Source organism: Marinovum sp. J2-8, assembly GCF_055808435.1.
This window is the reverse complement of the sequence record NZ_JBVVRZ010000004.1, coordinates 221,595-241,123: the sequence shown is the minus strand read 5'-3', so window position 1 is coordinate 241,123 and position 19,529 is coordinate 221,595. Positions and strand designations below refer to the sequence as shown.

Sequence of the window (19,529 nt, the reverse complement as noted above, 5' to 3'; positions counted from 1 at the left end):
CCCGGTCATGTCTGACGAACAAGTTGGCAATGCCGCCTTACCGCGTGCCGCTCGATGCGCTGATGGAAATCGACGACCGGAGGGTGGCGTGATGGGTTGGCTCTTCTACACAGACCGCCGCGTCCAGACCTACGCGGATGAGAAAGCGGAAATCGCCCGGCTCTGCACTTTCGAGGGCGACAGGCGCAAAACCGAACTGGTCAAGGCCTGCAAGGTCGCCTCCACCTGGTATGCGGCGGCAAGGGTCACCAATCTCGACGGCACCGCTGTCGAAGACGCAACCTATGTCACCGATCCTGATGGCTCGATTACTTTCGGGGCTGTCTTCCTCACCAGATACGATGACGGCTGCTGGGGCTACAAGGACATGGAGGAAAGCGCTGGCCCGAACGAGTCTCGTGCTCCCCTTGGGCTGATCGAGCTCCTCTCCGACCTGAAAGACCCGGCCAGCTACGCCCATGCCTGGCGCCAGCGTTGCCGGGACTGGGCTGCGATCCCGGACTACCAGGAAGGCGACAAGATCAAGCTCGCAACACCGGTGACGCTCACCGACGGCAGCACCTGCCAGATCGTCACCGCGACCCACTACAGGCGGGGGCGGCAAAACCGCCGCTGCTACCGCATTGAGGAAACCGGCGGGCTCGTGCGCCTGTCTAAAGCGACGCTCGCGGGCTCGGAGCTGCTCAGCTCCGCGAAGGGCGCGGCCAGTCCCGTGCTGGCGGAGTATCTCGCGGGGCAGGGTGGCTGAGTTTCCCGCTGAGACAACACCACAGGCACGCGCGCGCATACTGCCGACTTGAAATTGTATCTCAAATGAGATACATCACTTCCATCAATTAGAGGACTATCCATGCCTGCCCAAACATCCATGCTTCATGTTCGTGTTGACGATCAGCTGAAAGCACAAGCTTCTGACGCACTTGCGGGCGTCGGTCTGACGCTCTCCGACGCGGTGCGTATTCTTCTGACCCGCGTGGCCGCAGAAGGCGGCTTGCCTGCCGGATTGACCGCTGATCCGGATGCCTATGACGCCTGGTTCCGGGCGAAGGTACAGGAAGCGCTGGACGATCCAAGGCCCACAACGCCCCATGCCAAGGCGATGCAAGACGCCCAGGCATTGATTGACGGGAAGCGCCTTGCCAAATCTTGAATGGAAAGCCACGGCCATCGCCGACTTGTTGGCAATCATTGACTACATTTCCGACGACAACCCGGATGCCGCCCAAGTTCTTAAAGATGAGATTGAACACAAGACGTCCCTCCTTCCAGAACGCCCTCAAATGTACCGCGCGGGCCGTGTCGATGGGACCCGGGAGATGGTTATTCGGCCGAACTACATCGTGGTTTATGCGGAAAGCCCTGAGATGGTGACCATTTTACGCGTTCTTCATGCTGCGCAGCAGTGGCCATGATCGGCGTGCAGGCCCTCCGCTAAGAAATTGCCCGCTCTACGCCTTCAAAGTGTAGAGCGGGCTTTTTGTCCTTTGGAACTCAGACCCTGATCCAAAGGAAACCCCCATGACCAAGCCCAAACCGGCAAACTCGGCTCCTTCGATCTCCCACCCTGACCTCGCCTCTGCCCTCGCGCGCATCATGCGCGAGACGTTCAACGGCAGTGATGCCAGCGGTGCCTGGGACTGGCGGATGGCCTACGACCTGATGTAGGCCGCAGGGGATTGCCAAGTTGTTGTTCTTGGATTTTAAAGTTCTGATGTTCGGTCGATCACGTCACCATTTCGGCGGTGTAGTCGGCCCAGAGGCTGAACGCGTCGTGACGAGCGTGGCGGTATGATGTTGCGGTGAGTCTGTAACGGCGGGGACGAAAGATCAGGTTGATCGGGTCATGTGCGGTCAGGAATCTCTGTGCTTGCCGGTGAGATTTGAACCGCCCGAGTATCTTCTCTCGCTTTCGTGTCGGCCTGTGAGCCCCTTCAATTGCGTTATTCAATCGCTTGTGAGCGCGGTGGTCAGCGTCCGGCGCCAGCGTTTTGATCGGCTTGATGTAGCTGCGTAATTTATCCGTGATCACGACCCTCGGCGCGCCGAACTGAACTACCAGCCTTTTGAAAAACCTCTTTGCTGCCTTTCCACTTCTGCGCGTTTGCACAAGTATATCGAGAACCTCGCCGTTCGCGTCCATTGCGCGCCACAGCCAGTGCTTCTTGCCGCGGATCGGAACAACGACTTCGTCGAGATGCCATTTGTCGTTGGGACGAGGGCGATCACGCCGGATGCAGTTCGCGAAATGGCGACCAAACCGATTGACCCACAACCGGACGGCTTCCCGGCTGACAATCACGCCCCGCTCAGCCAGCAAGTCTTCAACGTCAGCCGTGCTCAGCGCGAAGCGGTGGTACGCCCAAACAGCGTAAGCGATGATCTCGCGAGGGTAGCGGAAGCCCTTAAGGCGAGGCAAACTGGTCGGAATTCTCATACCGCTAAAATAGCCGGTCATGTCTGACGAACAAGTTGGCAATGCCGTTTCACGAGCTTCGATGTCCCGCGCGACAACACGCCTGTCTCGGACATCTATGCGCGCTACCGGCCGCAGCGGATCGAGATCGCGGGTGCGCAGGAACATCCCACCCCGCTCGTCGAAAGCATCGCCATGGCCTCGGTTGCCCCGCCCATGCCCTCAAACACGGGCAGTGATGACTTGCGCCTGCCCACACGGTTGATCGAGGAGGGAGATCTCTCCGAGGCGCAGCTCGAGACCACCATCATGGCGCATGACGCCCATGGGCGTGATCTGCCCGGTCGGTTTACCATCGATGACGACCAGACCAAGCTGACGCGCGCCGATGATGATCCGGATGCACGTGCCTATCGCCTTGGCTATTTCCTCGGCGACGGCACCGGTTGCGGCAAGGGGCGTGAATGCGCGGGGCTCATCCTTGTGAACTGGCTGGCCGGACGCAGAAAGGCCATCTGGGTCTCCAAATCCGCAACGCTTATCGAGGACGCGATCCGCGACTGGACCGATCTCGGCGGCTCGCCCGCCGACATCCAGCCGCTCTCCAAATGGAAACCGGACCAGCCCGTCCCTATGGGTGACGGTATCCTCTTCGTCACCTACGCCACGCTGCGGTCCGCGGGCAAATGCGGCACCACGCGACTGAGCCAGATCCTCGCCTGGATGGGTGAAGACTTTGAAGGCGTGCTGGCCTTTGATGAGGCCCATGGGCATTGCCAACTTGTTCGTCAGACATGACCGGGCTTTTTTAGCGGTATGAGAATTCCGACCAGTTTGCCTCGCCTTAAGGGCTTCCGCTACCCTCGCGAGATCATCGCTTGCGCTGTTTGGGCGTACCACCGCTTCGCGCTGAGCACGGCTGACGTTGAAGACTTGCTGGCTGAGCGGGGCGTGATTGTCAGCCGGGAAGCCGTCCGGTTGTGGGTCAATCGGTTTGGTCGCCATTTCGCGAACTGCATCCGGCGTGATCGCCCTCGTCCCAACGACAAATGGCATCTCGACGAAGTCGTTGTTCCGATCCGCGGCAAGAAGCACTGGCTGTGGCGCGCAATGGACGCGAACGGCGAGGTTCTCGATATACTTGTGCAAACGCGCAGAAGTGGAAAGGCAGCAAAGAGGTTTTTCAAAAGGCTGGTAGTTCAGTTCGGCGCGCCGAGGGTCGTGATCACGGATAAATTACGCAGCTACATCAAGCCGATCAAAACGCTGGCGCCGGACGCTGACCACCGCGCTCACAAGCGATTGAATAACGCAATTGAAGGGGCTCACAGGCCGACACGAAAGCGAGAGAAGATACTCGGGCGGTTCAAATCTCACCGGCAAGCACAGAGATTCCTGACCGCACATGACCCGATCAACCTGATCTTTCGTCCCCGCCGTTACAGACTCACCGCAACATCATACCGCCACGCTCGTCACGACGCGTTCAGCCTCTGGGCCGACTACACCGCCGAAATGGTGACGTGATCGACCGAACATCAGAACTTTAAAATCCAAGAACAACAACTTGGCAATCCCAATTGCCCTGCTGTTCATCGGTTTTCCGGACGCTTTTTTCTGGCAAGAGAAGTCAAAGATTTTTCGATAAAAGTGATGTTTTTACAAAACTGACACAAAGCTTGTAATCTTCTGTTGTAAAAAATGTGCACTACTATGCACACGTGTGCAAAACCTCACCGCGCGCGCCCTACAGCTTGGAGAGATAGATTCCATGATAAAGATGACCTGCGCCACCGCGCTGATCGCCGCCACCGCCGCAATGCCGGTTTTGGCAGAAGATATCACCATCACAGTCTGGGCAGGCGGGTCCAATGAGGGTGATCATTACCGCATCGAAAACATCGAAATTGCCGCCGACCTTTTGTCGCGCGAAGCCGCCATTCACGGCGAAGAATTGAACATTACCGTAGAAGGCAAGCGCGACTTTGACGGTTGGGATGGCTTTAAACAGGCCGTGACCCTGGGCGCCGAAGCGAACAATGCACCGCATATCGTTGTCACGTCGCACCTGGATATCGCCCCCTGGGCCAGTGCAGGTTACATCGTGCCGGTCGAAGATTATGTCGATCTGGATGCCTGGCCGCTGAACAACATTTACAGCAACCTGATGGATATTGCGGCCTATGACGGCGTGCAATGGGGCGTGCCCCAAGATGCCGAAAGCCGCCCGTTCTTCTATTGGAAAGACACATTCACGCAGCTGGGTTACACCGATGCGGACATGGCCGAAATGTCGGCCCGCGTCGAAGCCGGTGAATACACCCTGCGCGACATGCTGGCCGATGCGAAAAAAGCCGTGGACATGGGGCTGGTCGAAGAAGGCTATGGTTTCTATCCGCGCGTGTCCAACGGACCGGATTATGCCCAGTTCTATCAATCCTTCGGCGGCGAGCTGACGGACCCCGAAACCGGCAAGCTGCTGTTTGACCGCACCGCGATGACCGAAATGTATCAATTCTTTGTTGATGCGGTCGAAGCAGGCGTGACCCGCAAGAACCACATCGGCACCGAATGGGACCAGTGGTATTCCGAAGTTGCCAACGGCAAAGCCGCATTCTGGCACGGTGGCACATGGCATTATGGCCGTTACACCGGCAAAGAGGGCAACGAAGATTTCTTTGGCACCATCGGCTTTACCCTGATCCCGGCGGGCAATGATGCGGGCCGCGCCAACACTGTGACCCATCCGCTGGTTTATCTTCTGACAGATCAGGAAGACGACCGCGCCGAGGAAATCGCCGCTCAACTGGTCGCCATCGCGTCCGAGCCGCGCCTGAACACCCTGCATGCGATCAAATCTTCGCATCTGGCCATCGGCAAGGCCGAATCCGGTCTGGACCTTTACGCCGGCGATCGCTGGGCATCCGAGGCAACCGAAGTGCTGTTGCCCCATGCAAATGCACAGCCGAACCACCCGTCCTACGGTGCTTTCTCCGAGGCCATGTTCAAAGGTCTCGAAGCGGCATGGACCGGCATCCAGACCCCGGAAGAAGCCGTGGCAGAAGTGGAGGCCCAACTGACAGCCACCCTTGGCGACGAGCTGATCATCCGCTGATCTGCGGCATTGAACATCCCGCGACGGCGCGCCTCCTGTGCGCCGTCGCCCCGATTTAATACGAGGTGTGACATGACCCGACAGACCCTTCTGGGCCTGGGCTTTCTCAGCCCCGCACTGCTGGCGGTGGTAATGTTCTTTTTGCTGCCGGTTGTGCTGACCGTCGTTTTTGCCTTCACCAATATGAGTACATCGACCGGCATTCTTGGCGGCGCGTATCAGATCAGTGAAAGCGACCTGCGGCGTCTGCCCGCGGCCGGGGTGAGCGACGAGGCCGTGACGCTTCTGGAGGGTGCCGGATATGCGGTACAGCCGGAAACACTGGCGTTGTTTGCCGCTGAATTCGGCGAAGACCGCGCCAGCGAGCTGGAAAAGCTGCATGGCGGTGCGACATTCGATGACCGTCGCGCCATGGAGCGCGCGCTCAAGGAGTTGCGCCGCAACCCGCTGCGCAAGGTGCGGGATCGCAAGACCGCGGCAGAGTTGTTCCGGGTTTCGATCCTTGGCCAGAGATTTGCCACCGAAGCGGAATTCCAGACCGCCATCGCCGATCTGGGCGTGCCGGACCCGGATCGCGCCGCATTGACCACGGCGGCATATACCGGCTGGACCTTCACCACCCAGAATTTCGAGCTGTTGTGGAAATTGCCCGCAACCTGGCGCTATGCGCTGAATACGGTGCTCTATGTGGTGCTGACACTGGGGTTCAACGTAAGTTTCGGACTATTTCTGGCTCTGTCGACCTTTTATCTGCCGACCCGCACGGCCCAGACTTTTCGGGCCATCTGGTTTTTGCCCCGCATTCTGCCCCCTGTTCTATATGTGTTGATGTGGCAATGGCTGACCTGGGATCAGGGCTTTATCTCGGCCATGATGCGTCCCTTCGGGATCGAACCGATCAACTGGATGCGCCACACCGCCACCCATGCATGGATCTTCATTGTGTTGATCAACGGCTGCGTCGGTGCGTCACTGGGGATGATCCTGTTTTCCTCGTCGCTGCGCGCAATCCCCGAGACACAATTGTTCGCGGCACAGGTCGATGGGGCCAACCGTTGGCAACAGGCGCGTTACGTTCTGCTCCCGCAGATGCGTTGGCCGATCCTGTTCATCACCTCGTATCAGACGTTGTCGTTGCTGACATCGTTTGAATACATCCTGCTGGCCACCGATGGCGGCCCCGGCAGACAAACCGAGGTCTGGGCCCTGGCCGCTTATCACACCGCTCTGTCGAACTACGGCGGGAACCTCGAATATGGATTGGGCGCGGCTTATGCGCTGGGGCTGGTGATAATCGGCATCCTGTTGTCGGCCCTTTACCTGCGTTTCTTCAACTTCCGCGAACTCGTCGCCAAGCCGAGGATCGAACAATGAACACCAAAGGCAACTGGATCCTGATCCTCGCGCTGTCGTTGATATCGGCGCCGCTGGTCATCATGTATGGCTTTCAGCTGATTGACAGCATCTCACGCCCTGCGCCGGGCGGGATCATTCCGCAGGAATGGGAACTGACAAACTGGCGCTTTCTATGGACAAGCATCGACAGTGCGCGGCCGTCTATCTGGCGGGTGACCTTCAACACCTTTGTTTTTGCCAGCTCGACCGCGCTTTTGGTGTGCGCCTTTTCGATCACTGCGGCCTATGCGCTGTCGCGACTGAACTTTTCGGCGCGGCGGTTCTTTCTGGCCGGGTTGATCATGCTGCATGCGTTTCCGACAATCACCCTGATCATCGCCATTTTCATCGTGCTGCAATTTCTCGGGCTTTATGACAGCTTGATGGGGGTGATCCTGGTGAAAGCGGCGCTGGAACTGCCCTTTGGGATCTGGATCATGAAGGGTTTCTATGATTCCGTCCCTTGGGAAATCGAAATGGCCGGTGTTCAGGACGGGGCCTCGCGGTTTCGCGTCTGGCGCGAATTGATCCTGCCACAGGTCAAACCGGGGCTGTCGGCGCTGCTGATCTTTTCCTTCCTGGCGGGGTGGTCGGAATTCATCCTGCCGTTGGTGCTGGCCCCCGGCGCAGATGCCCAGGTGTTGGCCACCTATATGAACGCGGTCATCGCGGACGACACACGCCCCGACTATGGGCTCTTCAAGGCGATCGGCATGTTCTACGCATTGCCCGTCATCGCCGTTTACCTGCTGTTCCAGAAACGGCTCATGAACATTTATGGCGGAGGCACGAAAGGCTGATGCGGATCGAACTGCAAAACTTTACCAAGCGTTTTGGCGACACCACGGTGATCGAGGACATGTCGCTGTCTGTCGCCTCTGGCGAGATGGTTGCGTTGCTGGGGCCGTCGGGCTGTGGCAAATCGACGACGCTGTTTGCCATCAGCGGCATTCACCGGATTGACGGTGGCACGCTGCATTTCGGGGACCGCGATGTGACCGCCCTGCCACCGCAGGACCGTCCCGTCGGTGTGGTGTTTCAGAACTATGCGCTTTACCCGCATATGAGCGTGGCTGAAAACATCGGCTTTCCGCTGAAAGTGCAGAAGCTGTCGTCGTCAGAGATCAAGCGCCGGGTGAGTGAAATGGCCGATCTGGTGCAGATCGGCAATCTGCTCAGCCGCAAACCGCAACAGCTTTCTGGTGGTCAGCAACAGCGTGTGGCATTGGCCCGCGCGCTGGTGCGCAAACCGGATGTGCTGTTGCTGGATGAACCGCTGGCCAATCTTGATGCCAAGCTGCGGTTGGAAATGCGATCCGAGATCCGCAGGCTTCAGCGCGAAACGGGTATTACCGCAATCCTCGTGACCCATGACCAGATCGAAGCCATGTCGATGTGCGACCGTATCGCATTGATGAAAGACGGCAACATCGAACAGATCAGCACCCCGTCCGAGATGTACGAACGCCCCGCATCGCGCTATGTGGCGGGATTTTTGGGCAACCCCCCGATCAGCTTTTTGCAGGCCGAGGCCAATGGCCAGCTTGCCCTTGGCGGTGGCAATGCGCTGGCGTTGCCAAATGGGATCACGGCCACCGGCCCTGTGACGCTGGGGGTGCGACCCGAACATTTCGGGCCCCAGCATCGCGGGTCATCCGTTGCCGGGCGGGTAAGTTTCATTGAACCGCAGGGCCGCGAAGACCTGATTGATGTGATCCTGCCGGATGATCAGCGGTTGCGCGCCATTGTGCCCGCTGGCCATGACATCACGCTGGGACAAGAGATCTCCTGGCAGGTCGATCTTGACCGTGTGCATCTGTTTGACGCCGAAGGAGCCCGCCTGTGACCGCATCTGACGACTGGACCCGCCCCGCACGCCCCTATGCCATCGCCCATCGTGGCGCATCGGCCTATGCCCCCGACAACACGTTAGAGGCGTTTCGCATCGCCAGCGCGCTTGGCGCCGAGATGTGGGAGGTCGACATTCGCATGACATCAGACGGCCAGATCGTTGCCTTCCACGACAAGATCCTGTCGGACGGGCGCAAGATCGTCGATACCACCTTTGCCGAAATCCTGGCCCACACCACCGACCAGAACCGGCCCTGTCCGCTCTTGCGGGATGTGGTGGCCGAAGCTGCAAAGCTGGACGCAGGGTTCTATGCGGATATCAAGGATACGCGTGCCACCCTGCCGGTGCTTCAGATGTTGCGCGAACATGGTATCACCCGTGCGATCCTTGGGGCCTTTGACCGAGAGGCGGCGAAACTTCTGGCCGAGGCGAACAGCCCCTATCCCCGCTCTGTGCTGGTGCCACTGGGCGCCGAACCCTTTGCCTATGCCGAGGGCGCGGATGTGATCCATCTGTGTTGGGAACATATGGACCGCCCGCAAGACACGCTGACCGATGCGTTGTTTGAACAGGCTTTTGCCAATGGCCAGCGCATCGCCATCTGGCACGAGGAAGATCCCCGGCGGATGGCCGATATTCGCACCAGACCGGTGATCGGCATCTGTTCTGACCGGCCCGAGCTGGTCAATCAACCGGGTCGTGGATTGCCGTTCAAGACGGTTTGCCACCGGGGGGCCAACAAGATTGCACCGGAAAACACCCTGCCGGCTTTTGAATGTGCCTTGGCGGCGGGTTTTGATTTCATCGAATGCGATCTGCATCAGACGGCCGACGGGGCCATTGTCGTTCATCATGATCCGACGTTGGATCGGACCACCACCGGGAAGGGGCCTATTACCGAGAAAACCCTGGCGGAATTGCGGGCGTTGGATGCGGGCGTCTGGTTCAGCCCGCATTTCGCCGGGACGCAAATTCCGACGCTGGACGAGGTTTTGAACCTGCTGCAACGTTACGACGGGCGTGCCTATCTGGAATTCAAATCCGCCCCGCCCGCACCGGTATGGCAGGCCGTTTGTGCGGCGGGTCTGCAAGATCGGGTGTTCTTTTGGTCCTTCAATCATGCGGCGCTAAAGGATTTGCGCGCCCTTGCACCAGAGGCGCATATCATGGCCCGGCGCCAGGATTATTCCAGCCTGCAGGACACGCTGGCCGATCTGTCGCCGCAGATCGTCGAATTCACCATGCCCGAAGGCACGGAAGATTTTGCAGCGGTGCGCGCGGCGGGGGTTTCGGTCATGATTGCGGCCATGGCGGGCGATGCCCAGACATTGGCGGCGGTTGTCGCTGCCGCGCCGGATCTTGCCAATGTGGATCAGCCTTTTGCCCTTGCGCGGCAGGCACATGGCGATGACTGACCACCGCCGACCGACCTCTTATGATGTGGCCCGAAAGGCGGGGGTGTCGCGCTCTGCCGTGTCGCGGTGTTTCACGCCCGGCGCAAGCATTGCCGATGAAACCCGCGCCAAGATCATGGCCGCCGCTGCGGATTTGGGCTATCGCACCAATGCGCTGGCGCGAAACCTGAAATCACAGCAATCCCAGCTGGTTGCCATGCTTGCCTCGCGGCTGGACACCCCGTTTCGGGCGCGGCAGGTCAAACATCTGTCTCGCGCGCTGATTTCAGAGGGGTTTCGCCCGCTGTTGCTGACCGCCGAGGGCAGTGATGATCTGGAACCTCTGCTGTCCTCCATGCTTGACTATAATCTCGCCGGGATGATCGTGACCTCGGACACGCCCCCCGCCGCCGTGATCGAGGAATGTCAGCGACTGCGTGTGCCGGTTGTTCTGATCAACCGTTATCCGGGGCCAAGCGGGGGGGATCGGGTGCAATTGGACGTCACCGCCGCTGCAAACATCGTATTCAATATGCTGCACGGCGCCGGGGCGCGCCGCTTTGCCGTGCTGCGCCCGGAGGATCGAACCTATTCCGTGCTTGGTCGGGTCAACAGCTTTTGTGAGCTTGTGCGCGCGCACGGGATGACCTGTGACGTCCTGCCCTGCGAGGGGCAATCTTATGACGCCGGGCGCGCGGCGATGCAGCGCCACGATGTCACTTTGCGCCAATGTGACGGGCTGTTTGCGGCGAACGACCTGTTGGCCTGTGGCGCGTTGGACGGGCTGCGGCGCGATCTGGGCCTGCGCGTGCCCGAGGACATGCGGGTTGTGGGGTTCGATGACATTGAACAGGCCGGTTGGGCGGCCTATGACCTTTGCACAGTGCGGCAAGACGCCGATACCCAGGCGGCAATGGCGGTCGAAGTCATGCGGTATCGCCTGCAAACGCCTGACGCCCCCAGCTTGCTGAAACATCCGCCATTGCAGGCAATTCTGCGCGGCACCACCGGAAAGACCGAAATATCATGAATTTGCACGATCGACTGTCCTTTGCTGTTTCTCTCGCCCGCGAAGCTGGCCGCCTTGCGCTTGACATGCGCGCCGCACAGGATGGGCTGACGATTGATGTCAAAGGGCCGCAGGATTTTGTGACCGGCGCTGATCTGGCCGTTGAAACGTTGATCCGTCAGCGGCTCTCGGAACATTTCCCCAACGATGCCATTGTCGGCGAAGAAGGCGGGCGTGAGGGCGATGCGACGTCTGGTGAGGTCTGGATCGTCGATCCGATTGACGGCACGACAAATTTCATGCGCGGGTTGCCGGATTGGGCCATTTCCATCGCCTGTGCCAGCGAAGGCGAGATCGTGCTGGGCGCGATCTTTGCCCCGGATCTTGATTTGATGTTCGAAGGCATGTTGGGCGACACGCCGGTGGCGCGCAAGAATGGCACCGATCTGAAGGTCGCGACCGGCCGTGAGGCCGCCGGGGCCTTGATCGCCGTCGGATGGTCCCCCCGCACCGCGTTTGGCGAACACGCGGTGTTTTTGGAACAGATCATTGACGCAGGCGGGGAATACCGCCGCTCTGGCGCGGCCACCATCGGGTTGATCGGCGTCGCGGCCGGCTGGGTCGATGCCTATATGGAGCGTTGTCTGAACCTTTGGGATGCTGCCGCCGGCATTGCGATCATCAAGGCCGCTGGGGGTGTCGTCGAGGCACCAGATTTTACCGCGTCGCTGGCGGCACCGGCCCCGTTGCTTGCCATGGCGCGCGCGGATCACGAACTGGCCCCGGTGTTGCGGAAAAACGTCTTTCTGCCCGAGTAAGGTTGGTTCTGCGCGGATGCTTTCCAACGAAAAGGGCCAATGGCGCAAAGTCACGCGCGATGGCCCGGTTGGCAAAAACGCAAGGAACAAACAAACCATGCCTGCGGCGTGGTTTTTCCTGCCTTTTGCCGTGGTTTAGAGGCGCGAGTGGCTTTGACCCGCCTTACGCGCCACCAAACATTTGTCCCCACTGTGGGAGCCAATCGAGGTGGTTTGGCCCGCTCGGAACATATTCAAAGCCGATGGCGCCGGCGTAAGAAAGGTTGTGAAGGGCGTCATGCACGGCGGCAAAGTCAATCGTTCCGGTCGCAGGTTCCGCGCGGCCGGGAAAGTCCGCTATGTGGACATGCCCAAGAGATGCGCCCGCGCGCAGGAGTGCCTCGGCAGGGTCGTAGCCCGTGGCGCAGGTATGAAACGTGTCGATCAACACCTTGAACCCGCGTTCCTGTGCCAGTGCAATCAAAGTTGCGATATCGGACATGAAATACCCCGCCACTGTCGCGTCGCTGATGGCTTCGATCAGGAGATTGGGAGCTCTGTTTTCGCTGAGTTTCTGTGCCACGTCCAGATTGTTGAGGTAGGTCGCCATGGTGCCATTCACCCCTGCCATCGCGTGCACGAAAGGACAATGGATGTCTTCGGCGTAATCCAGCGCGCGTGCGAAGTCGTCGTGAAACTCTGCTTCGCGCCCCGGAAGGCTCGCGAGGCCTTTTTCGCCTTGCTGCCCCATGCCAGAGGATATTTGCGCGATCTTCAAGCCGGTGTCGTCGAGAATGCCGCGCAATGTGGCGGCGGGGATCGCAAAGGGGGCAGGGTGCTCGACACAAGTGAACCCTGAATCCCGCGCCCTCGGAAATCTTTGTTCCAGGGGGAGGTCCGGGAAGAGATAGCCGAGGTGCGCGGAAAGAGTGGCCATTACAGAGTGTCCTGTGAAATGGCGGTGATGTTTCGAGATGTGGCGACCGTTCGAAGATCGGCCAGGACATTGTCGGTGACGGGGATGCCTGATGCACGCCGCTTCGCCTCGGTCCGTTCCTCTGGTTCGCCGGGCATTAGAATTTCGTCACATCCTGCGGCACGCGGGAGTGCCTTGATCCGACGGTTGAACTCCGCCATGCGGGCCTCGAAGTCGGTCATGGCCATGAACAGATCGGGCCGAATGGCGATAAACATATGGCCCACATTTTGCGGTTCGGAGTGGTCGAAATAGAGCGATTTGACATCGCCGCCATAGTTCGCCCCCGTCAAAAGACCCGACATCAGGTCCATCATCGTGCCCAAAACAGACCCTTTCACGCCACCGAAAGGCAGGCAAACACCTTCAAAGGCGGCATTGGCGTCTGTGGTTGGGTGCCCGTCTGAGTCGAGTGCGAGGCCTTCTTCGATCGGCTCGTTGCGCATCGCTTTGAGGCGAATTTTGCCGCGCGCGATGACGGTCATGGCCATATCCATGACGAAAGGGGCGGAGGTCCCGCCGGGCACACCGGCGGCAATCGGGCTCGCGCCGAGGAAGGTCGAACGGCCCCCCCACATGGCGATTGCAGGGGACGAATTGGTGAACACCATCGACACATAGCCGCGTTCGATGGCCTGCAAGGCGTAAAGCGCGCCCATGCCGAAGTGGGTGGAGCGATGCACCCCAACCATGCCGATGCCCGCGGTTTCCGCGAGGTCCATCGCCGTGTCCATCGCAAGGTGCGAGGGCAGGAAACCCATCGCGTTATCAGCATCCAGATGCGCCACCGCCCCGGCGACTTTTGTGACCTTCATGTCGGGGTTTGGATTGACGAGGCCGCGCTCCAGGCGTTCGAGATACATCGGGATGCGCGAGACCCCGTGCGAGTCCAGCCCGCGCAGATTTGCCTTGACCAGGTCTGCGCCGATCACAGCGGCATGGGCCGCAGACAGTCCTGCGCTTTGGAACGCGTCGGTGGCAAAACGTTGGAGTTCCGCGTGGTCGATATTCTGATGTGTCATACGTGGTCCTGAAGTCGATATCTTTGCGTGTTGTGGGGGGGCGTCAGTGGGGTTCCGGGCGTGCGCTGTCGAGATCTCTGATGGCGCCGAAGATATCCATCGGCCGTCCGGCAAGTTCGGCCCGCAGCGCGTTGAGCGTGCTGTTGGCTTCTTCGACCATTGGCGGGTTGAGCACCGCAAGTGCACTGGCGATCATGTCGATCAGAACCAATGCCCCCGCGCGACTAAGGTCGCCGTCAATGAGGTCGGGCAGCGAGAAGCATGGCACGCCGAGGCTGTTGGCGTGGCGCTGGGTCACGTCGATGTCGCGATGGCCCGTCACGCGCGAAGTCACCAGCAACACGTCGCCGGGGCGCATCAGGATCAGAAAATCAGCCAGCCTCAGCCCGGTGATGTCCGTAGAAATGGCCTGAATGCCGCGCCGTACCAAACGGGTTTCGGCGTAGCTGGCAAGGGCACCAGAGGTGCCAATCCCCTGGACAACGATGCGGTCGGCGGCGGCCAGGGCGTGAATGCACGCGGCGACGCGTTCGGGAATGATGGCCGATTGCAACGCCGTCAGGTTTTGGATCTCGGCGCCAATGGTGTTGCGGACAACGTTCCGGAGCTCGGGGCTCAGGTCAGCGGGATCAGAGGGTTGATGTGACATTGGCGCTTTCTTTGGTTTGGGAATGGGGGTCGCTCTGCGCAACATGCGGGTGGCGGGCGTGGTCGAGGTGGCGGCGGAAAAAGTGTTTTGCGCTGTCAACGAGATCAAGCAGCTCATGGCCCTTGCGCGGCACCAGACATAGGTCTGGCGATATGCCCTGTGCCTCCAGCGATTGGGACAGAGACAGCAGTCGTGCATAGGCGGTTTCGCCTGCGTCGCGTCCGCCGGGCATCCAGGACAGGCTGGTTTGATCGGTTCCGGGATCGACATCCGCCGTGCCGACCAAGAGCTGGATTGGCAGGTCGCGCAGCGCAGCAAGATCGACGGAGGTGTCGAATTGTGCCTCGAGATCGGCCACGCCCAGCCACCACAGGCGCTCGAAGTCCAACAGCGTCACGGACCCCGGCGCGGCGATGCACGCCGCCCAAAGGCGCTGTGCGTGCAAGAGCATGAAGCGGTTCGTGAACTGCGCGCCGCCGGCGAATCCGAACAGGCCAAACCGTTCCGCAGACAGGCCCAGCCGGGTGGTCACCTCTTCTACGATCTGCAACAAAACCAAATCGTAGCGAATGTCCCCTTCGATCAGGAACTTGAACCCGTCCTTGTTGTTGTCGCCCAAGACGCCGACGGGAAACAGCGGCGCAATCACGACGCAATCGTTCCAGCGCGCGAAATCGGCAAAGGCATCGCGTGTCCGTTCCAGGCTGCGCATATTGCCGTGGATCGCCACGAGGATCGGGGTGTCCGGCGTGATTTCGGCCGGGCGTCTGAAGCTGTAGCAAAAACGCGGATCAAAGCGGCATGCGGTGATCGGGGAGGCCTCTTTCGGGTGGCTTTTAAATTGCGGTTTCAACTGCGCCAGTTCGCTGGCTTCTGTTTTTGGAATGCTCACCCAGTGGTCCTTTCGGTGTCTGCGTCTGCCTTTTGAATGTCGAGCCAATGATGACAGGCGACTTGGCGGCCCTGTGTTGCGACTTCGGCGCGCGGGACGTAATCCGCGCAAATCGGCGTCGCATAGGGGCATCGCGGGTGGAAGTGACAGCCCGAGGGTGGGCTGAGGGGGCTTGGCAATTCACCGCGGATCACGGCATCCTTGCGCGTGCGCGCCAGATCGGGATCAGGCACCGGCAAAGCGGCGATAAGGCCACGCGTGTAGGGGTGAAGTGGTTTGGCGAACAACTCGGCGCTGTTGGCCAGCTCTACAATGCGGCCCAGATACATCACGGCGACATCATCCGCGATATGGCGCACAACGGCGAGGTCATGCGCAATGAACAGATAGGCCAGATCGAGATCGCGTTGCAGTTTCACCAATAAGTTGATGACCTGCGCCTGCACGCTTACATCAAGGGCCGAAATTGCCTCGTCGCAGATGATGAAATCGGGTTCCACCGCAAGCGCCCGCGCAATGCCGACGCGTTGGCGTTGCCCACCGGACAACTCCTGTGGCAGACGGTTCGCGAGCTTCGGGTCCAACCCGACGAGGCGCATCAGCTCCTCCACCCGTGCGATTGCCGCTTTCCCGGAGGCGAGCCGATGGACGGTCAACGCTTCGGAGATGTTTTGGCCAACTTTCATCCGTGGGTTCAAGCTTGAGTAGGGATCTTGAAACACCATCTGCATTTGACGGCGCATCGCCTGCATCTGTTCCGGAGAGGCCTGCGCAAGGTCGACGCCATTGAGCACGATACTGCCCTCTGTCGGTTCCAGCAGCTTGACCAGCAGCCGACCGACGGTGCTTTTGCCACAGCCGGATTCGCCGACCAGTGCGAGTGTTTTGCCCGCCTTGATCGAGAAAGAGATGCCGTCCACAGCCCGCACGCGCCCGACCTCTCGCGAGGAGAAAAATCCAGATTGGATTGGGAAGTGCTTTTTGAGGTCGTTCACTTCGAGGAGATCATGCCCGTTGCCTGCGTCCTGGTCGCGGGGTTTGGGTCTTGTGGTCGCCGCAGTGTTCATCGGTTCCTCATCGGTTCTGTGGTTTGGCTTGTGCTGTTTGCGGCGCGGTCACTTGGCGGATCGACCAACCAGCACGCAGCGGCGCTTTGGGCGTCATGGTGAATGAGGTGCGGGCGGTCTGTTTCGCATCGTCTTTGACGCTGTGGGCAGCGCGGCGCGAAGGCGCAGCCCTGCGGCAATGCGGCCAAATCCGGTGGCAGGCCGGTGATGGCTTGCAGGTCCGATTTCGTCGTATCGGTGATGCTGGGGATCGAGGCGAGCAAGCCCTGTGTGTAGGGGTGAGCGGGCGCCTTGAAGACTTGGCGCACTGGCCCGGTCTCTACGATATTGCCCGCGTACATGACAGCCACGCGATCCGCGAGCCCGGCGATAATGCCCAGATCATGGGTAATCATGATCAGCGACATTCCCATCTCTTCCTTGAGACTGCTCAGCAGATCGAGCACTTGTGCCTGAATGGTGACATCCAGCGCGGTGGTCGGCTCGTCGGCAATCAACAGCTTTGGCTCACAACTTAGCGCCATGGCGATCATCGCGCGCTGTCGCATCCCGCCCGAGAATTGATGGGGGTAATCATCGACACGACGGCCCGGGTCAGGGATGCCGACGCGGTCGAGCAGGTCGATGGCGCGGCGGCGCGCTTGTGCGCGGCCAAGCCCGAGGTGGCGACGCAGGGTTTCGCAAATCTGCTGACCTATGGTGAGGACGGGGTTCATTGCCGTCATCGCATCTTGCAGCACCAAGCCGACCTCGCGACCGCGCAGGTCAGACAGGGCGCGTTCGTCCATGGTCATCAGATCACGACCATTCAACAAGACCTGTCCCTGCGTCACGCGACCGGGGCGCGGCACCAGACCCAGCAGGCTCAGCGCTGTGACGCTCTTGCCGCTGCCGGATTCACCGACGAGGCCGAGCACTTCGCCGCTGGAGACGCTCAGGGACACGTCGTTCAGGACACGCACAGTCCCGTGGTCAGAGCGAAATTCCGTGCGGAGCCCCCGAATGTCGAGCAGAGGCACCGATTGTGCCGTGGCAGAGATTGTTTGCTTTATGTGAGACATTACTCGACCTTCCAGATCTGGCGGAAGTCCGTCGCCCAGCAGGTTTGCGCTAAACACAACCATCGCGATACAGAACGCAGGAGAGACAGCGATCCACCAGGCGGCTTGCAGACGGCTTTGCCCGTCGGCAACCATCCGGCCCCACGATGGCCACGGGCGCTGAACGCCAAGACCCAGAAAGCTGAGCGCGCTTTCGGACAAGATCACACCGCCAAGCGATACCATCGCCAGCACCATGATGGTCGGGAACACATTCGGCCAAAGGTGACGCAGCAGCAGACGCGATGTCGAAACGCCCAGAACGCGTGCGGCATCGACATATTCGCGGGTCTTTTCGACCAGTGTCCGCGCCCGAACCATGCGTGCATAGAGCACCCAATCGGCAAGGGCCAGGACGATGGCAATGGTAACGATATTGGGACCGATGACGGCGAGAAAGAAGAAGATGATCAACATCGACGGCAGCGCCAGCTGGATCTCGGAGAGCATGGTGACCACCGCATCAAGACGACGGCCGAAGTAGCCCGCCAGAAGTCCGAGAGTGGAGCCGATTGTCAGGCTGACAACCACGGCCAACGCCCCAATGGCCATCGACGTCCGGCCCCCCACCATCACGCGGCTGAGAATGTCGCGCCCCAGTTCATCGGTCCCGAGTATGTGGTTGAACGTTCCGCCGGCAAAAACAGGTGGTTGCAGGCGTGCAGAGAGGTCCACAGCGTTTGGCGGGTGCGGGGTCAGCCATGCGGAAAAGAAACACAAGATCGACATCACGATCAACACGGTGGCACCGGTGATCACCCGTGGCATACCGCGACGCGACCAAGTGCGGCGAACGCGGGACAGGAGCGACGCCGTGGCGGACGGGGGCATTGTTGCTTGTTCGGTCATGAGCGGCCCCCTGTGCGCAGACGTGGATCAAGCGCGCCGAACAAAACGTCGACCGTGATGTTCACGATGATGAAGGCAAGCGCCGCCAAGGGGATGACCAACTGGACCACGGGGTAGTCACGGGCGATGATGGAGTCGATCATCAGCCCGCCGATGCCCGGCCAGCGAAACAATGTTTCGACCACGACAGAACCCGCGAGCAGATCGCCAAACCGCAATCCGATGATTGTCAAAAGCGGGATCATGGCGTTCTTGAGCGCATGCACCAGAACAATGCGCCACGACCGCAGCCCTTTGGCGCGCGCGGATTGGATGAACTCGGATCGCATGATCCGCGCCATTTCGGTGCGTGTGACGCGCAGCAACACGGCAGAGAAAGAAAAGGACAACGCCAGTGCTGGCAAAATCACCGACTGCGGGCTGTCATATCCGCCAGTCGGCAAAATGCGCAGCGTGAGTGAGAAGAACAACATCAACAGCATCCCGGAGAAGAATGCAGGCACCGACGCAAGGACACTGGCCAAAATCAACACCAGCTTGTCGAGGATGCTATCGGGGAAAAGCGCCGCGAGAATCCCGAGCGGCAAGGCGATCAGCATCGAAAAGATGATGGCAACCAGTGCAAGATACCCCGTCGCCGGAAGGCGGTTCATAACCAGATCGAAGACCGGCACACCCGGCATCCCCGCGACCCGTTGAAATTGATAAGAATCGCCAGCATTGCCCTGAACCAGATTGGCCAAATAGATAAAGAATTGTTCGACGATGGACTTATCCAGCCCCCACAACTCGCGCAGGCGGTCGAGCTGCTCTGGGGTGGCTTCACCCATCATCAAGACGGTGGCGGGGTCACTGGGGACCATGCGGATGATGACGAAAACGAGTGTCAGGGTGAAGAACAGCGTCACCGCACCCAGCAGCAATCGCCGTCCTAACATGTCTGCTAACATTTTTCTTCCAATCTCGGGCAGGGTGCGGCCCCGTTTTGTCGGGGCCGCA

At 60.0% G+C, this 19,529-nt stretch carries 20 protein-coding genes and 1 pseudogene; 13 read left to right on the top strand and 8 right to left on the bottom strand.

Annotated features, from left to right (window positions below; genetic code table 11):
- Positions 1-91 precede the first annotated feature (91 nt).
- The 4 genes from AC0L4F_RS14125 (at position 92) to AC0L4F_RS14110 (ending at position 1,665) form a co-directional block, all read left to right on the top strand.
- Positions 92-748: a DUF6927 domain-containing protein gene (locus AC0L4F_RS14125; RefSeq protein WP_244689731.1), complete on the top strand. Its 657-nt coding sequence runs from the start codon at positions 92-94 to the stop codon at positions 746-748.
- 102 nt (positions 749-850) lie between these two features.
- Positions 851-1,150: a type II toxin-antitoxin system RelB/DinJ family antitoxin gene (locus AC0L4F_RS14120; protein ID WP_044353023.1), complete on the top strand. Its 300-nt coding sequence runs from the start codon at positions 851-853 to the stop codon at positions 1,148-1,150.
- Positions 1,137-1,412 carry a type II toxin-antitoxin system RelE/ParE family toxin gene (locus AC0L4F_RS14115; RefSeq protein ID WP_093994038.1) on the top strand — a complete coding sequence of 92 codons (276 nt, stop codon included), beginning with the start codon at positions 1,137-1,139 and terminating at the stop codon, positions 1,410-1,412. The genes AC0L4F_RS14120 and AC0L4F_RS14115 overlap by 14 nt, the downstream gene beginning before the upstream one ends.
- A 106-nt stretch (positions 1,413-1,518) precedes the next feature.
- Entirely contained in the window at positions 1,519-1,665 is a 147-nt protein-coding gene (locus AC0L4F_RS14110) for a hypothetical protein (RefSeq protein WP_244689746.1), read from the top strand.
- 58 nt (positions 1,666-1,723) lie between these two features.
- Here AC0L4F_RS14110 and AC0L4F_RS14105 read toward each other — a convergent pair whose 3' ends face one another.
- Positions 1,724-2,434, bottom strand: coding sequence for an IS6 family transposase (locus AC0L4F_RS14105; RefSeq protein ID WP_244689305.1), 711 nt, complete (start codon positions 2,432-2,434; stop codon positions 1,724-1,726).
- A gap of 48 nt (positions 2,435-2,482) precedes the next feature.
- Between AC0L4F_RS14105 and AC0L4F_RS14100 the strand changes: the two are divergent.
- From AC0L4F_RS14100 to AC0L4F_RS14060, 9 genes and pseudogenes are all read left to right on the top strand, one after another.
- Positions 2,483-3,181, top strand: a pseudogene (locus AC0L4F_RS14100) (strawberry notch-like NTP hydrolase domain-containing protein); the annotation flags it as partial.
- A gap of 48 nt (positions 3,182-3,229) precedes the next feature.
- Positions 3,230-3,940 carry an IS6 family transposase gene (locus AC0L4F_RS14095; protein ID WP_244689302.1) on the top strand — a complete coding sequence of 237 codons (711 nt, stop codon included), beginning with the start codon at positions 3,230-3,232 and terminating at the stop codon, positions 3,938-3,940.
- 244 nt (positions 3,941-4,184) lie between these two features.
- Complete coding sequence (locus AC0L4F_RS14090; protein WP_244689300.1) at positions 4,185-5,528, top strand: ABC transporter substrate-binding protein; 1,344 nt, start codon at positions 4,185-4,187, stop codon at positions 5,526-5,528.
- A gap of 72 nt (positions 5,529-5,600) precedes the next feature.
- Complete coding sequence (locus AC0L4F_RS14085; RefSeq protein ID WP_244689298.1) at positions 5,601-6,902, top strand: carbohydrate ABC transporter permease; 1,302 nt, start codon at positions 5,601-5,603, stop codon at positions 6,900-6,902.
- Complete coding sequence (locus tag AC0L4F_RS14080; RefSeq protein WP_244689295.1) at positions 6,899-7,723, top strand: carbohydrate ABC transporter permease; 825 nt, start codon at positions 6,899-6,901, stop codon at positions 7,721-7,723. Before AC0L4F_RS14085 ends, AC0L4F_RS14080 begins: the two co-directional genes overlap by 4 nt.
- A complete protein-coding gene (locus tag AC0L4F_RS14075; RefSeq protein WP_244689293.1) occupies positions 7,723-8,769 on the top strand; it encodes an ABC transporter ATP-binding protein in 1,047 nt (348 codons plus the stop codon). Before AC0L4F_RS14080 ends, AC0L4F_RS14075 begins: the two co-directional genes overlap by 1 nt.
- Positions 8,766-10,190, top strand: a complete 1,425-nt coding sequence (locus AC0L4F_RS14070; RefSeq protein ID WP_244689291.1) for a glycerophosphodiester phosphodiesterase — start codon at positions 8,766-8,768, stop codon at positions 10,188-10,190. Before AC0L4F_RS14075 ends, AC0L4F_RS14070 begins: the two co-directional genes overlap by 4 nt.
- A complete protein-coding gene (locus AC0L4F_RS14065; protein WP_244689289.1) occupies positions 10,183-11,199 on the top strand; it encodes a LacI family DNA-binding transcriptional regulator in 1,017 nt (338 codons plus the stop codon). Before AC0L4F_RS14070 ends, AC0L4F_RS14065 begins: the two co-directional genes overlap by 8 nt.
- Positions 11,196-11,996 (top strand): inositol monophosphatase family protein, encoded by an 801-nt coding sequence (locus AC0L4F_RS14060; protein WP_244689286.1) that lies wholly within the window; start codon positions 11,196-11,198, stop codon positions 11,994-11,996. The genes AC0L4F_RS14065 and AC0L4F_RS14060 overlap by 4 nt, the downstream gene beginning before the upstream one ends.
- Before the next feature lie 163 nt (positions 11,997-12,159).
- Here the strand turns inward: AC0L4F_RS14060 and AC0L4F_RS14055 are convergent, their stop codons facing one another.
- From AC0L4F_RS14055 to AC0L4F_RS14025, 7 genes are read right to left on the bottom strand one after another with little or no spacing between them, the layout of a single operon-like run.
- Complete coding sequence (locus AC0L4F_RS14055) at positions 12,160-12,912, bottom strand: TIM barrel protein (protein ID WP_244689284.1); 753 nt, start codon at positions 12,910-12,912, stop codon at positions 12,160-12,162.
- Positions 12,912-13,973 carry an Ldh family oxidoreductase gene (locus tag AC0L4F_RS14050; protein WP_244689282.1) on the bottom strand — a complete coding sequence of 354 codons (1,062 nt, stop codon included), beginning with the start codon at positions 13,971-13,973 and terminating at the stop codon, positions 12,912-12,914. The genes AC0L4F_RS14055 and AC0L4F_RS14050 overlap by 1 nt, the downstream gene beginning before the upstream one ends.
- 43 nt (positions 13,974-14,016) lie before the next feature.
- Positions 14,017-14,622, bottom strand: coding sequence for a MurR/RpiR family transcriptional regulator (locus AC0L4F_RS14045; RefSeq protein WP_244689279.1), 606 nt, complete (start codon positions 14,620-14,622; stop codon positions 14,017-14,019).
- The gene (locus AC0L4F_RS14040) at positions 14,603-15,514 is read right to left on the bottom strand and encodes an alpha/beta hydrolase (RefSeq protein WP_244689277.1); all 912 of its coding nucleotides are present in this window, start codon (positions 15,512-15,514) and stop codon (positions 14,603-14,605) included. Before AC0L4F_RS14040 ends, AC0L4F_RS14045 begins: the two co-directional genes overlap by 20 nt.
- Positions 15,511-16,581: an ABC transporter ATP-binding protein gene (locus tag AC0L4F_RS14035; RefSeq protein ID WP_244689275.1), complete on the bottom strand. Its 1,071-nt coding sequence runs from the start codon at positions 16,579-16,581 to the stop codon at positions 15,511-15,513. The genes AC0L4F_RS14040 and AC0L4F_RS14035 overlap by 4 nt, the downstream gene beginning before the upstream one ends.
- Positions 16,578-18,530, bottom strand: a complete 1,953-nt coding sequence (locus AC0L4F_RS14030; protein ID WP_244689273.1) for a dipeptide/oligopeptide/nickel ABC transporter permease/ATP-binding protein — start codon at positions 18,528-18,530, stop codon at positions 16,578-16,580. The genes AC0L4F_RS14035 and AC0L4F_RS14030 overlap by 4 nt, the downstream gene beginning before the upstream one ends.
- Positions 18,527-19,480 carry an ABC transporter permease gene (locus AC0L4F_RS14025; protein ID WP_244689270.1) on the bottom strand — a complete coding sequence of 318 codons (954 nt, stop codon included), beginning with the start codon at positions 19,478-19,480 and terminating at the stop codon, positions 18,527-18,529. Before AC0L4F_RS14025 ends, AC0L4F_RS14030 begins: the two co-directional genes overlap by 4 nt.
- Between the last annotated feature and the right edge of the window lie 49 nt (positions 19,481-19,529).